15 protein-coding genes are annotated in these 12935 nt (G+C 69.1%); 6 read left to right on the forward strand and 9 right to left on the reverse strand.

Annotated features, from left to right (window positions below; translation table 11 throughout):
* Positions 1-91: 91 nt before the first annotated feature.
* Both AC1XX3_RS09770 and AC1XX3_RS09775 read right to left on the reverse strand, forming a co-directional pair.
* On the reverse strand, positions 92-358 hold the full coding sequence (locus AC1XX3_RS09770) for a glutaredoxin family protein (RefSeq protein ID WP_483320895.1): 267 nt from the start codon (positions 356-358) through the stop codon (positions 92-94).
* Positions 355-1908: a class I adenylate-forming enzyme family protein gene (locus AC1XX3_RS09775; RefSeq protein WP_483320896.1), complete on the reverse strand. Its 1554-nt coding sequence runs from the start codon at positions 1906-1908 to the stop codon at positions 355-357. The genes AC1XX3_RS09770 and AC1XX3_RS09775 overlap by 4 nt, the downstream gene beginning before the upstream one ends.
* Before the next feature lie 59 nt (positions 1909-1967).
* Here AC1XX3_RS09775 and AC1XX3_RS09780 point away from each other — a divergent pair, with 59 nt between their 5' ends.
* Entirely contained in the window at positions 1968-2900 is a 933-nt protein-coding gene (locus AC1XX3_RS09780) for an HAD family hydrolase (RefSeq protein ID WP_483320897.1), read from the forward strand.
* On the opposite strand, the gene AC1XX3_RS09785 is transcribed toward AC1XX3_RS09780, so the two are convergent.
* From AC1XX3_RS09785 to AC1XX3_RS09800, 4 genes are read right to left on the reverse strand one after another with little or no spacing between them, the layout of a single operon-like run.
* Complete coding sequence (locus AC1XX3_RS09785; protein ID WP_483320898.1) at positions 2820-3209, reverse strand: hypothetical protein; 390 nt, start codon at positions 3207-3209, stop codon at positions 2820-2822. The genes AC1XX3_RS09780 and AC1XX3_RS09785 overlap by 81 nt on opposite strands.
* Before the next feature lie 5 nt (positions 3210-3214).
* Positions 3215-4633 (reverse strand): lysophospholipid acyltransferase family protein, encoded by a 1419-nt coding sequence (locus AC1XX3_RS09790; protein WP_483320899.1) that lies wholly within the window; start codon positions 4631-4633, stop codon positions 3215-3217.
* Positions 4626-5654 (reverse strand): NAD-dependent epimerase/dehydratase family protein, encoded by a 1029-nt coding sequence (locus AC1XX3_RS09795; protein ID WP_483320900.1) that lies wholly within the window; start codon positions 5652-5654, stop codon positions 4626-4628. The genes AC1XX3_RS09790 and AC1XX3_RS09795 overlap by 8 nt, the downstream gene beginning before the upstream one ends.
* Positions 5655-5693: 39 nt before the next feature.
* Positions 5694-5795, reverse strand: coding sequence for a 30S ribosomal protein bS22 (locus AC1XX3_RS09800; RefSeq protein ID WP_002550589.1), 102 nt, complete (start codon positions 5793-5795; stop codon positions 5694-5696).
* A gap of 213 nt (positions 5796-6008) precedes the next feature.
* On the opposite strand from AC1XX3_RS09800, the gene AC1XX3_RS09805 reads away from it, so the two are divergent.
* Positions 6009-6167 carry a hypothetical protein gene (locus AC1XX3_RS09805; protein WP_483320901.1) on the forward strand — a complete coding sequence of 53 codons (159 nt, stop codon included), beginning with the start codon at positions 6009-6011 and terminating at the stop codon, positions 6165-6167.
* A gap of 59 nt (positions 6168-6226) precedes the next feature.
* Here AC1XX3_RS09805 and AC1XX3_RS09810 read toward each other — a convergent pair whose 3' ends face one another.
* A complete protein-coding gene (locus tag AC1XX3_RS09810; RefSeq protein ID WP_483320902.1) occupies positions 6227-7906 on the reverse strand; it encodes a long-chain-fatty-acid--CoA ligase in 1680 nt (559 codons plus the stop codon).
* Positions 7907-8281: 375 nt separating this feature from the next.
* On the opposite strand from AC1XX3_RS09810, the gene AC1XX3_RS09815 reads away from it, so the two are divergent.
* The 4 genes from AC1XX3_RS09815 to AC1XX3_RS09830 all read left to right on the forward strand — a co-directional run bounded on the left by AC1XX3_RS09815 (position 8282) and on the right by AC1XX3_RS09830 (position 11236).
* Positions 8282-8857, forward strand: a complete 576-nt coding sequence (locus AC1XX3_RS09815) for a TetR/AcrR family transcriptional regulator (RefSeq protein ID WP_483320903.1) — start codon at positions 8282-8284, stop codon at positions 8855-8857.
* A gap of 108 nt (positions 8858-8965) precedes the next feature.
* A complete protein-coding gene (locus tag AC1XX3_RS09820; protein ID WP_483320904.1) occupies positions 8966-10108 on the forward strand; it encodes an ABC transporter permease in 1143 nt (380 codons plus the stop codon).
* Complete coding sequence (locus tag AC1XX3_RS09825; RefSeq protein ID WP_483320905.1) at positions 10105-10797, forward strand: ABC transporter ATP-binding protein; 693 nt, start codon at positions 10105-10107, stop codon at positions 10795-10797. The genes AC1XX3_RS09820 and AC1XX3_RS09825 overlap by 4 nt, the downstream gene beginning before the upstream one ends.
* 67 nt (positions 10798-10864) lie before the next feature.
* Complete coding sequence (locus AC1XX3_RS09830) at positions 10865-11236, forward strand: hypothetical protein (RefSeq protein ID WP_483320906.1); 372 nt, start codon at positions 10865-10867, stop codon at positions 11234-11236.
* Positions 11237-11347: 111 nt separating this feature from the next.
* Here AC1XX3_RS09830 and AC1XX3_RS09835 read toward each other — a convergent pair whose 3' ends face one another.
* Together AC1XX3_RS09835 and AC1XX3_RS09840 are read right to left on the reverse strand one after the other, a co-directional pair.
* The gene (locus AC1XX3_RS09835) at positions 11348-12202 is read right to left on the reverse strand and encodes a PHP domain-containing protein (protein WP_483320907.1); all 855 of its coding nucleotides are present in this window, start codon (positions 12200-12202) and stop codon (positions 11348-11350) included.
* A 181-nt stretch (positions 12203-12383) separates the two neighbouring features.
* The gene (locus AC1XX3_RS09840; RefSeq protein WP_483320908.1) at positions 12384-12704 is read right to left on the reverse strand and encodes an NIPSNAP family protein; all 321 of its coding nucleotides are present in this window, start codon (positions 12702-12704) and stop codon (positions 12384-12386) included.
* Positions 12705-12935 lie beyond the last annotated feature (231 nt).

A 12935-nucleotide genomic window follows, 5' to 3' on the forward strand; every position in this document is an offset into this window, starting at 1 on the left:
GTGCGTCAGCCTAGCGAGGCGGCGCGGGCCGGGTGCCGGCTGGCTGGCAGGCGCGGGTGCCGGGACGTCACCCCGGCGGCTGAGCAGTGCTTCAGCCGGCCAGGGCCGCCCGGAGCCGGACGGGGTCGACCCGCCAGTAGTCGTGCTGGGCACCGTCGACGAAGGTGACCGGCACCTCGTCGGTATAGCGCCGGGTCAGCTCCTCGTCCCCGGTGATGTCGCGGGTGGTCCAGTCATCGCCGGTCTCGGCGCAGACAGCGGCCACCACGGCGACCGCCTCCTCGCACAGATGGCAGCCGGGCCGGGTCAGCAGCAGCACCCGCGGCTGAGTGGCGTCGTGGGTCGGCTGGCTGCTCATCGCCGGGCCTCCTTGTCCTGGTCGGGCGCGTTCTGGTCGGGCTGGTCCCGACTCAGCTGAGTATCGGGCTCGTCCAGCATCGCGCGCAGTGCTCCCTTGCGGATCTTGCCGGTGGCTCCGCGCGGCAGCTGGTCCACCAGGTGGATCTCGGTGGGTCGTTTGAACGTGGCCAGCTGAGCCGCGATGTGTTGGCGTACCGACTCCTTCGTGATCGACGGCGCAACAACGATCGCCACCACCCGCTCACCGCCGGCGGGGTCCACTCGGCCGATGACGGCGGCCGCCTCGACGCCCTCCTGGGCGAGGAGCACCTCCTCCACCTCGGCCGGATAGACGTTGAAGCCGTGCACGACGATCAGCTCGCGGGCGCGGTCGACGAGGAACAGCTCACCGTCGCGGAGGTAGCCGATGTCGCCGGTGGCGAACCAGCCGTCGGCGTCCGGACCATCCCGCCCGTCCGGCCAATAGCCGGAGAACAGGTTGTCACCCCGGACCCAGATCTCCGCCGGCTCCGCGTCGTCGGAGCCGTCACCGATGCGGACCTCAACGCCGGGCAGCGGACGCCCGACGTGGCCCGGTCCGGCGATGTCACCGCCGAGCGTTGTGCTCACCCCGGGTGAGGCCTCGGTCAGACCGTAGCCCTGCTCGATCCGCAGCCCGGTGCGCTCGATGAACTCGTCCCGCAGCGCGATCGGCAGTGGCGCCGCGCCGGAGACGACGGTGCGTACGGTGGCCAGCGCGTCGCTCAGATCGCGGTGATGCAGCAGCCGGTAGATCACCGAGGGGGCCACCGGCAGGTTGGTCACCGCCTCGTCGCGCAGCAGGTCGAACAGGTTCTCGGTCGCCCCGTCCAGCAGCACCAGGCGGGCGCCGGCGATGACCCAGCCACCCAGTACGGCGTTGAGCCCGAAGACGTGGAACAACGGCAGCACCGCCGCCACCACATCGTCGGCGTCGACCACGCCGAGCTCGTGCAGGTGCTCCAGCTGGCTGAGAAGGGCACGGTGGGTGAGCATCGCGGCGCGAGCATCGCCGGAGGTGCCGGCGGTGTAGAGCAGCAGTGCGAGGCTCTCCCGGTCCTGCGGCGAGCTCACCGGTCCCCCGGCGCCACGGGCCAGCTCGTCCAGCCCGTCCTCGGACAGCGGTGCGGTCGGCACCCCGGGCACGCTGCGCGGGATGTCGGTGAGCAGCAACCGCAGGCCCGCATCTGCGCTGATCGAGACCAGGTCGGCGTCGCTGACCTGCGGGTCGACCGGCACCACCACGAAACCGGCCCGCAGCGCGGCGAAGTAGGCCACCACGAACTCGAGGGAGTTGGCGCCCAGGAGCCCCACCCGGTGGCCGGCGACCAGGCTGCGCCCGGCCAGGCCGGAGGCGACCGCGTCCACGCGGCGGTCCAGCTCAGCCCAGGTCAGCACCCGCCGCTGGTTCCCCGGTGCGGTCACCGCCACCGCGCCGGGGCGCAACGTCGCCTGGACGCTCAGCAGCTGGGCGAAGTTGGCGTAGCGGGGCGGACGGTCCGCGGGGTCGGCGTTCTGCTCCTTCTGCACGTTCCCGAGTCTCGCACGGCGTGGCCGGCGCGGTCCGCGGTCGCCGATAGTGTGGAGCCATGAGTTCACCGGAGCACCCCGGCCGGTTCGCCGAAGCCGTTCCCCCGGCCTCTGCCGACGATGCCGATGCCCCGTACGGAGACCTGACCGGACCCGGCGGCGCCCCCGTCGACGGTCCCGGTCCCGTGCTGGAGCTCAACAACCCGCTCATCCATGCCGACCCACGCGCGGCGGCGTTCTTCGATCTGGACAACACCGTGGTGCAGGGTGCGTCCCTGTTCCATCTGGCCAAGGGCCTGTACCGGCGCAACTTCTTCCCCACCCGGGTGATCTTCAAAGGACTGTGGCTGCAGGCCTACTTCCGGTTCGCCGGGCGGGAGAACCCCCAGCACATCGAGGACGCCCGCAAGGCCACCTTGTCCTTCATCGCGGGACACACCACGGCTGAGCTGGAGGAGGTCGGCAACGAGGTCTACGAGGAGTCGATCGCGAGCCGGATCTGGCCCGGTACCCGGGCGATCGCCCAGAGCCACCTGGACGTGGGCCAGCAGGTGTGGCTCGTCACTGCCGCCCCGCTCGAGGTCGCGACGATCATCGCCCAGCGGCTCGGCCTGACCGGTGCGTTGGGCACCACCGCGGAGCACGTCGACGGGGTGTACACCGGGCGGCTGGCCGGGGAGCTGCTGCACGGGGCGGCCAAGGCGGGGGCGGTCCGCTCCCTGGCCCAGACCCATGGCCTGGACCTGGCGCGCTGCTTCGCGTACTCCGACTCCTACAACGACCTGCCGATGCTGTCCCTGGTCGGATACCCGTGCGCCATCAACCCCGACCCCCGTCTCAAGGCACATGCCGCGCAGAACGACTGGCAGGTCCGCGACTACCGGACTCATCGCCGGGCGATGCGGGCGGGGCTATTCGGCGCGGCCGGCGCGGGAGCCGGGGCCGGTGCGCTCGCCGCCGGCCTCGCGGTGCGGCGTCGGTTCCAGTCCTGACCTGCGGCCGGTACGGGATTGGAGCCGGCCGACCGCCCAGGCGGCGACGAGATAGACCAGATAGGCGAAGGCGCCGAGGATGCCGAGGTTCTCGGCCAGTCCGTCGGGTTCCACCGCCAGCCCGGTGGCGACCACGACGACCGCCAGCAATCCCAGGGCTGCCGCGCCGACGTAGCCGAAGCCACGCAGCTGTTCGCGGTCCAGCTCGGCGGTCTCGCGGTCACCGGTCGGGTCGAGGGGCGTTCGGCGCACGACAGACACGGTGAAGACTGCGAGCGCGACCAGGATCAGCGCGAGGGCTCCGTACACGGTGCTCAGAAGAAGGTGCTGCGACGCCGCATCAGCAGCGCATACAGCGTCTGCTGGATGGTCTCGCGGACCTGGTCGGTCACGTTGAAGACGATCATCGGATCGTCGGCCGCACCCGCGGGCAGCTCGTCGGTGGTGATGGCCTCACCGAACTCGATGATCCACTTGCTCGGCAGCGGCACCATGCCGAGCGCTCCCAGCCACGGGAACAGCGGGGTGATCGGGAAGTACGGCACGCCCATCGCCCGCGCGAGCGTCGGCGCGGAGGCGACCAGTGGGTAGATCTCCTCCGAGCCCACCACCGACACTGGGATGATCGGCACCTGGGCCCGGACGGCGGCCGAGACGAAGCCGCCGCGGCCGAACCGCTGCAGCTTGTAGCGGTCGGCGTACGGCTTGCCCAGACCCTTGAACCCCTCGGGGAAGACAGCGACCAGCTGTCCGGAGTCCAGCAGCCGCTCGGCGTCCTCCTGGCAGGCGAGCGTGGTGCCGGTACGCCGGGCGATGTCGTGGGAGAACGGGACGGAGAAGACCAGGTCAGCGCCGAGCAGGCGGACGTGCCGCCCGAGCTCGTCATAGACCAAACTCTGCAAGACGATGCCGTCCAGCGGCAGGGTGCCGGCGTGGTTGGACACCAACAGCGCCGACCCGTTCTCCGGCAGGTTCTCCAGTCCGCGCACCTCGACCCGGAACCAGCTCTGGACCAGCGGACGCAGCAGGGGCAGGAAGACGCGGGTGGTGAACTCGGGGTCGAAGCCGAACTCGTCGACGGCATAGTCGCCGCTGAACCGCGCCCGGGCGAAGGCGATCACCTCGTCCAGCGAGCCCTGCCAGTCCACCCCGAGCGCTTCGGCGACGGACAGCAGCCCGCGCAGTGGGTCGGCGGCGAAGTCGCGGAGCTGACGCACCGGGGCGGTTCGCAGTCCGTCCACGGTGCGCGCCGCCAGTCCGGTGAGCTCGGTGACCAGAGTCGCCAGGTCCAGCGGCGACTCCGGCTCGCCGGTATCCCAGTCGTCGCCGGCCTCGCGCTCGGAGGCGCGGTCGTCGCTGGCAGGGTCGTCGAGGGCGGGTTCGCCGAGGGCGGGTTCGTCGAACTGCTCATCGCCGAGGCCGGGGTCGTCGTCACGCAGCTCATCGTCGAGAGCGGGCTCAGCCGGCTGCTCCGCGCGGCCGCGGCGCGCAGCGCGGGTGCGGCGCGCAGCGCGGGTGCGCGGCCCCGATGGCGACGCCGCGGGGTGCAGTGGCTGCGGCTCCGCGACGACCTCGGCGTCATCGCTGATGGCGTCGGCCGTCGACGGGGACGGCTGGGCCGGAGGTTTACGGGCTCGCGGTGCCAAGCCGCGGGCGGCGGCGGACGGCGTGGTGCGACTACCGCGGCCGGGTCGGCCGCGGCTGCCCAGCTGGATGATCTCCGCGTCAGCCACCGTGGGCTCCGCGCGGGGCGAGCATCCTCGCCACCGAGTCGAGCACGGTGTCCACCCGTTCCACAGCCAGCACGCCCGGCCGGGAGAGGGCGACGAACTCCTCCAGCGACTCCCGGGAGGAACGCCGCGGCACGAAGCCGGTCGCCTCGGTGAAGCGGCTGCAGTCCATCGCCCGACCATAGGTCAAGGCGTCGATCTGGTCGGTGGAGAACTCGGCCAGCCGGGCTTGGCGGGCCAGGGCCGCCAGCAGCGGCGCGCCGTGCTGTGGCACCGGCACCGCCGGCCGGCCCATCCGCCGTAGCGCTTGCGTCAGGGTGACGACATCCGCCGCACCGACGTTGTAGGTGCCGGGCACGTCGTCGCGGGTGACCAGCAGCAGCGCCTCAACGGCGTCCGCGGGGTGCAGGAACTGCAGCCGGGCGTCGAAGCCCATGACCTTGGGCACCACCGGCAACGACAGGTAGCGGGCGACCAGGCTGTCCACGCCGGCGCCCATCAGAGTGGCCAGCCGCAAGGTGGTGACGGTGACGTCAGGACGGCGACGGGCCAGTCCTCTGACGTACGTCTCGATCTCGACGGAGTCCTTGCCGAACCCGGTCCGGGGCTGCACCCGCGGGGACAGTTCCTCCGTGAACGTGGCCGGGTCCCTCGGTGAGGCGCCGTACACCGATGCCGAGCTTTGCACGACCAGCTTGGTCACCGACTCGGCCTTCTGACAGGCGGCGAGCAACTGCATCGTGCCGATGACGTTGATCTCTTTCATCGACGAACGACCCCCGGCACTGCTGGGGGTCGTCACCATGGCCATGTGTACGACGGTGTCGACGTCGGAACCCGAGATCACCTTGGCGATGACGGGGTTTCGGATGTCGGCCCGCACGAACGTGACCTGCCCCAGGTCGTGCCGGGGAGGGATGACGTCGACGCCGATGACCTGATATCCGTCCTCAGCGGCGAGCGCGCGCGCATACCGAGCACCGAGGTCCCGAGAGACCCCGGTGACCAGCACGACGCGCGTCATCCAGCCCCCTAGGACGGAGTGGGGTGTGCGGCGGCCTGACTACTTGCCGGCGCGACGACGCTGAATGCGCGTCTTCTTCAACAGCTTGCGGTGCTTCTTCTTCGCCATCCGCTTGCGACGCTTCTTGATGACCGAACCCACGATTAGCGACCTCTCCACATTCCGGGTCAGACGCCCGGGCACTCTTTGACAGCACAGAACAAGGACCGGTCCACGACCGGGCAGAACGCCGATGTTACCCGGATCTGACTGGTCGGCGCGAATCCGGGGCCCCGGTACAGCAGGGATATCCCCACCCCGGGTCGACCCGTTGCCCGGCTTACCCCGGCGTCGCCCGCTCGCGAGAGTGGACGCATGATCGCTCCGCTGCTCCACTCGCTGCTCACGGCCATCGAGCTGTTCGCCACCACCGCCCACCTGTCCACCCCCGCAACGCTGGCCGGCCTGGTCGCGACCGGCGCCGCCGCAGCTGCACTGGGGGCGCTGCGCTCGCGGCGCCGGCGGCTGAGGTGAGCCCGATGTCAGGTCGCGAGCCGGCCCTCCGCAGGTCCGTGGCCTCGACGGGAGGACTCTCAGGACTCCCGGAGCCGGATCGCCACCTCGCGGCGCAGGACCTTGCCCATCGGGTTGGTCGGCAGCTCGTCCATGAAGACGACCCGACGCGGCACCTTGTAGGGCGTCAGCCCGCGGCGCGAATGTGTCCGCAGCTCCTCCGGCTGCACCGGGACGCCCTCCACCAGCACCACCGCGGCGACCACCTCCTCGCCGCCGTCCTCGCGCGGGAGGCCGACTACCGCCGCGTCCACGACCCCGGCGTGGGTGCGGAGCACGGCCTCCACCTCCGAGGGATAGACGTTGAAGCCGCCGGTGATGATGATCTCCTTGATCCGGTCCACGACCGTCAGGAACCCGTCGGGGGACATGGTCACCACGTCCCCGGTGCGGAACCACCCGTCGTGGAAGGCGGCAGCAGTCTCCTCCGGCAGGTGTCGATAGCCGGAGAAGACCTGCGGGCCTCGCACCAGCAGCTCACCGCGCTGCCCCAGGGGAACGTCGCGGTCCAGGTCCTCGGGGTCCGCAATGCGGATCTCCACGTCGGGGAAGGGCACCCCGATCGCGCCGGGACGGCGCGCCGTGGTCATCGGGTTGCCGACGATCACCGGTGACGTCTCGGTCAGGCCGTACCCCTCGACGAGCAGCCCGCCCGTGGCGGCCTCCCAGCGCTCGACGAGCGCAGCGGGCAGCGGCATCGCGCCCGACAGGGCATAGCGGATGCCCTTGATCGAGACGTTGCGACGCTCCGCCTCGTCGACGATGCGCTGGTAGAGCGGAGGCACCGCGGGCACGAAGCTCGGCACCTGCCGCGCGATGGCCTCCATGACGAGGCCGATCTCTGGCTTGGGGAGCAGCACCAGCTTGGCGGCCAGCGCCACGCCCAGCAGCACGCTGACCGTCACGCCGTACGCGTGGAACAACGGCAGCGCCACCAGAAAGGACTCCTCCCCCTCCTGCAGGCCCGACACCCAGGCGCGACCCTGGATCACGTTGGCGACGAGGTTGCGGTGCAGCAGAGGCACTCCCTTGGGCACGCCGGATGTGCCCGAGGTGTAGAGCAGCAGCGCGACGTCGCCCTTGTCCGGGCGGGGATGCGACTCGTCCAGCGGCGGTGCGGAGGCCAGCTCGGCCCACTGCATCACCTCCGGCGCCGGGGAGGTCAGCTGGTCCCGGGCCGCGCGCGCCTTCGGGATCGGCAGGCGTAGCGCGAGTCGCTTGGTCCACGGCAGCCGGGTGGTCATGTCGACCGCGACCACGTGCTCCAGCGCCGAACCGGCCCGGAGCTCCTCGATGACGGGCACCACCTTGTCCCACACGATCGCGACCTGGGCACCGTGGTCGACGAACGGGTGACGCAGCTCCGCGGCCGTGTAGAGCGGGTTGTGCTCCACCACGGTGGCGCCGAGCCGCTGCACTGCGAAGAAGGCGATCACGTTCTGCGGACAGTTCGGCATGACCAGGGCGACGTTGTCGCCGGGACGTACGCCGAGTGCGTGCAGTCCGCCCGCCACGCGGTGTACCTCCGCGGCGACCTCGGCGTAGGTCGAGACGCGGCCCAGGAAGTCTAGCGCCGGCCGGTCGGGATATTGCTGCGCCGCGCTCTCCCACAGGTCGAGCACGGTGGTGTCGCCGTAGTCGAGGTGCAGGGGAACTCCGGGCGCGTAGGAGTCTGCCCACGGGGGCTGTTGAGCCGGCACGGCACTCCTTACGTTCCTTATCGCGGACGGGGTTACGACCCTGCCAAACGTATCGGTCCGGAGACCGGACGCCGTAAAGACCCGGAGGCACCCTCCCCAGGGTCGAGACGGCCGGGACTCCTTCTCGGTGGGCCCTCAGGACCGGGGACGGGAGGCTCGATGATCGAGCACGCTCGGTCGCAGAACGGCACGGACGCGGTCGTCCGGCCCTGCAGCGCACCGCCAAGGGGACGGCGGCGGCTGAGTTCGAGACGCCGGCAGCTGGATCCCCACGTCCGCGGTTCCTGGCCACAGACCTCGCCGTCACCGTCAAGGAGCGCGGCAAGGGCGCGGGGAGGCAGCGTCGGCTGAAACGCTGAGGACCATAATGGCCGCGTGCCGAAGATCACTGCTCCCACGGTTGCGGAGCACCGCGTTGCCCAGCGCCTGGCACTCCTTGCGGCCGCCGAGGCAATCATCGCCGAGGGTGGCGTGGCTGCCATCACCCCGCGATCGGTCTGCGAACGGGCCGGACTGGCCCGGTCAAGCTTCTATGAATACTTTCCGTCCAAGGACGATCTGCTCGCGGCGATCGCGATGCAGGCCTTTGACGAGTGGGCGGCGGAGCTGGAGGCCGCGATGGCAGCGGCCGCGCCCGGTCGGCCGCGTCTTCATGCCTACGTTGCGGCGACGATGCGGATGACCGCCGACGGCAAGCACACCCTGGCGACCGGGCTGCAGCAGACTGACCTTTCCCCGAAGAGCCTTGACGCCATCATGGCGATGCACGACGCCCTCACCACACCGCTGCGCAGGTTGCTGGAGGAGCTCGGTATAGCGAACGCGGCATCCCAGGCCGTGCTGGTGCAGGGCGTGGTGAATGCAGGGATGCAGCTGGTCGGCCATGGGATGGACGCCGGCGAGGTGACCGACTCGGTGAACGCGATCCTCGACCACGGGATCCGCGCCTGAGCGGACATTTGGATACGCTCCTAGATAGTGACACACTGTCAGTAAGTTACCGACAGGGTGTCGGTTCGATGGCGTTGCCAACGCTTTGCTTCTAGGACGAAATAAAAGATGTTTCTCGCTCTGCGCGAATTGCGATTCGCCCGCGGCCGGTTCTCACTGATGGGTGTCGTGATCGCCCTGATCGCCGTACTCGTGGTGCTGCTCTCCGGCCTCTCCTCCGGCCTGGTCAACGATGGCGTCTCCGGGCTCCGGTCAGTGCCGGCCGCTGCCTTCGCCTTCGACGAAGGCACCATCACCGACAACGCCTTCAGCCGATCTCTGGTCGACCGCGATCAGCTCGCCAACTGGCAGGAGGCCGAAGGGGTCGATCAGGCGGAACCCATGGGGGTGAGCATTGTCAACGGCGCAACGGGTTCCGACCAGCAGATCGACCTGACCCTCTTCGGCATCGAACCGAACGGATTCTTAGCGCCCCCGCTTTCCAGCGGCGAACCGATCGGTGACAACCTCGGCGGAATCGTCGTCTCGGAGACGACTCAAGGCGAGGGGGTCGAACTCGGCACGGTGATCACCCTGGACCGGATCGGCGTCGAGCTCACCGTCGTCGGGTTCACCGAAGGACAGGCCACGTTCGGTCACGTCGACGTCGCGTACGTGCCGATCGACACATGGCGACTGATCGCCTCGAACACCGCCCAGCCCGGCGCACCGACAGCAAAGGCCGTCGCTGACCTTGACTATGACTACGCGAGCGTCGTCGCCATCAAGACGGCACCCGCCGAGACGGCTCTGGACGCCATCAACACCGCGGCGCAGACGATGACGATGTCCCGCACCGAGGCGTTCAACGCCTCGCCCGGCTACGAGGCGGAAACGATGACCCTCACCATGATCCAGGTCTTCCTGTACGCCATCTGCGCTCTCGTCGTCGGCGCGTTCTTCACCGTGTGGACGATCCAGCGCAAGGGCGAGATGGCGATCCTCCGCGCCGTGGGCGCGTCCCGCAGCTACCTGCTCCGCGACAGCATGGCGCAGGCCGCGATCTTGCTGATCGGTTTCACGGTGATCGGCGTGGCCGCCGGAGTCGGACTGGGTGCGCTCATGCCCGACGCGATGCCGTTCGACCTCGAGGCAGTCCCGATCGCCGTGGCCACCACTCTCACCATCATCCTCGGACTCGTCGGCGCAGCCCTGGCCGTCGTCCGCATCTCTCGAATCGACCCTCTCACCGCCCTCGGAGGACAGCGATGACATCCCCCGCCACAACCCTGACCCCCGCTCTCGACATCCGCGACGTGACGCTCGAACTGGGCGACGGCGACGCCAGAATCCGCGCCCTCGACAACGTGTCCCTCACCGTCGCTCGCGGTGAGTTCGTCGCGATCGTGGGTCCGTCCGGATCCGGGAAGTCCTCCCTCCTCGCCGTGGCCGGCGCCCTCGCCAAGGCCGACTCCGGCACCGTCCGGGTGCACGACACCGACCTCGGCACGATCCGCAGCAGCGCCGCCGCGAAGTTCCGGCTCGAGACCATCGGCTTCGTGTTCCAGGCAGGCAACCTGATCCCCGCCCTCACCGCGGCCGACCAGCTCCGCCTCGCCGGCCGCCTGGCCGGCAACCGCTCCGTGGACCCGGCCCTGCACCTGGAATCCGTCGGCATGGCGCACCGCGCGAAGCACCGCCCAGGTCAGCTCTCTGGCGGCGAACGCCAGCGCGTCGGGATCGCTCGCGCGCTGGTCAACTCCCCGTCGCTCCTGCTGGTCGACGAGCCCACCGCAGCTCTGGACCGTGCCAGAAGCCACGAAGTGGTGCGGCTGCTCGCCGAACAGGCCCACCGCGCCAACGTCGCGGTGGTCATGGTCACCCACGACCACGACATCCTCGAGCACTGCGACCGGGTGCTGGAGATGGTGGACGGGAACCTGGCCCCGCTCGCGGCCTGACCCGTCTCCCATCGGGCGGTGGCGCCGGAACCTGCGAATTTCACGTTATTGACACGCTGTCAGTAACATGATGGGCATGGAGATTCTGAAAAACGTCGTACTCGCCTTGCACATCATCGGCGTCGCCAGCCTGCTGGGCGGCCTCCTAGTGCAGATCTCTGCGAGCAAGCTCCAGAAGGCGCGCATCATTCCGGCTGTCCTGCACGGTGCCTGGGTGATGCTGATCACCGGCATCGTCCTCGTCGGCCTCCAGTACCCGCTGGGCAACGAGGTCAACAACACGAAGATCGCCGTCAAGCTGCTCATCCTGATCGCGATCCTCGCCATCGCCTTGATCAACCGGAAGCGCGAGGCGCTCGCTCGTTGGGTCGTCCCGACGCTGGCAGCCCTCACGGTCGCCAACATCGTCATCGCGACCGTCTGGAAGTCTTACAACTAACCTCAACGCTGATAGCCGCGGTCGCATCCGATGCGATTCCGCGGCTATTCGCGTTGTCCGGGGTGATCACGCGCTGTGGGCGGGCGACGTCGACGACTGCGTTCGGACACGTCAGCGGGTCCAGAAATCCTCAGGTCGCCGTCCTGGTGCGAATCCGACGTGCTCGAGCAGGGCAGCTGCCTCAGGGAAGTTCGCGGCCAGCCCGTCGGTGGCATGGTCATCGCTGCCGAAGCTGACAGCCCGGCCGCCCTCCTCAGCCCACCATTGCGGGATCCAGGGGCGCAAGGCGTGCTTGGTGTTCATCTCGAGGACACGACCGGAGCCGGCGATAGCGCGCATGGCCTGTCGAAAACCGTCCTCGAACCTGGTGTGGTCGAACGGCCCGTAGTCCTTGGTGGGCCAGTAGCGTGCCGCGTAGTCGATGTGGGTGAAGACTTCGAAGTTGCCGCCGGTGACCATGTTCGGGATCTCTGCCAAGTAGGCCCAGACGACCTCAGCCGGGTCGGCCAGCTCGCGGAAGAGGGTCACCGGTTCACTGCGATGCCCGCGAAACGGCAACGTGTGCAGCGATCCGTTCACCCGGTCGAGGGCCGAGAAGTCGATCATGGTCTCAGCCTGCTGGCGGTCAAGATGCGGTTGGCCGAACTCGATGCCGGTGAGGATGGACAGCTCGGGGAAGTCGTGTCGACAGCGCTCGATCGACTCGAAGTAGCTGGCCACGTCCATCGGCGGCGGCTGCATCACCTGGTCCTCGTCGATCAGCCTGCGTTCATGCTGATCAAAGTCCTCTGGCGCGGCTATCCACCCAGTGACGTCGAAGTGCTCCGTGAAGATCACCACCTGCAGCCCGATCCGTACGGCCCGGGCGCAAGTCCGCCGCATAGTCCCGGCCGCCGCCGACGTCGGTCCACCGGTGTCCCACGAATATTCGCTGTGGACATGGGTGTCAGCGGGCAACGCCGTCATGACTCAACGATGGCAGCCACGCCGGCCGGCAACAAGGGTCGCAACGACGTTCGCATGATTCCGCCTCGGTGGACGATCACCTTCCCCGGACCGCCTTTCACGACGGATCCCGCGGTGCGGCGCACCATACAACTCTCCTGGCGCACACCGCTTCCGCAACCTCTGCCGCACCACCTGAGGATCACTCTGGGTCGTCGACGGCGAGAAGGGGGCGCATGAAGGTGCGGTCGTAGCGGAGGACGCAGCCGCTGTCGTCACGGATCTTGTCTGCCGCGATGAAGTCCGCATCAACCCCGAAAAGCTGACGGTATGCCTCGTAAGCGGCAAACGATGGGAAGGAGAACAAGGCGATCGCGCGATCGCTGGAACCTTCACTGGGGAGGAAGTAGCCGTGGTGGATACCGCCATGACGATCGACGAGGGTCATCCATGCGCGGGCGAAGCGCTCGAACTCGGCAATCTTCGTCGGATCGATCGTGTATTCGACAACACAGGAAATCATGACTTCACGTTAGCGGCGGCGGCATCACCTGGTGCTTGTCGATCAGCCCGCGTTCATGCTGATCAAAGTCCTCTGGCGCGGCCGCCGCTGTCGCCGGCTCACCAACAGGCGCGTCGCGTGGTGGCCGGTCTAGGTGGTGGCCGATCGGTGGGGTGGCTCGCGTACGGCATCAGCGGTCACTAGTGACAGGCTCGGCCGCACGGGGGGATGCTGAGACGGTGGTCCCGCGAC

This window comes from Microlunatus sp. M237 (assembly GCF_056896895.1).

What these genes read in the sequence shown, in the direction of transcription:
- AC1XX3_RS09770 (WP_483320895.1), bottom strand. Translation starts at nt 358, where the DNA reads ATGAGCAGCCAGCCGACCCACGACGCCACTCAGCCGCGGGTGCTGCTG.
- AC1XX3_RS09780 (WP_483320897.1), top strand. Translation starts at nt 1,968, where the DNA reads ATGAGTTCACCGGAGCACCCCGGCCGGTTCGCCGAAGCCGTTCCCCCG.
- AC1XX3_RS09795 (WP_483320900.1), bottom strand. Translation starts at nt 5,654, where the DNA reads ATGACGCGCGTCGTGCTGGTCACCGGGGTCTCTCGGGACCTCGGTGCT.
- AC1XX3_RS09805 (WP_483320901.1), top strand. Translation starts at nt 6,009, where the DNA reads ATGATCGCTCCGCTGCTCCACTCGCTGCTCACGGCCATCGAGCTGTTC.
- AC1XX3_RS09820 (WP_483320904.1), top strand. Translation starts at nt 8,966, where the DNA reads ATGTTTCTCGCTCTGCGCGAATTGCGATTCGCCCGCGGCCGGTTCTCA.
- AC1XX3_RS09825 (WP_483320905.1), top strand. Translation starts at nt 10,105, where the DNA reads ATGACATCCCCCGCCACAACCCTGACCCCCGCTCTCGACATCCGCGAC.
- AC1XX3_RS09830 (WP_483320906.1), top strand. Translation starts at nt 10,865, where the DNA reads ATGATGGGCATGGAGATTCTGAAAAACGTCGTACTCGCCTTGCACATC.
- AC1XX3_RS09835 (WP_483320907.1), bottom strand. Translation starts at nt 12,202, where the DNA reads ATGACGGCGTTGCCCGCTGACACCCATGTCCACAGCGAATATTCGTGG.
- AC1XX3_RS09840 (WP_483320908.1), bottom strand. Translation starts at nt 12,704, where the DNA reads ATGATTTCCTGTGTTGTCGAATACACGATCGATCCGACGAAGATTGCC.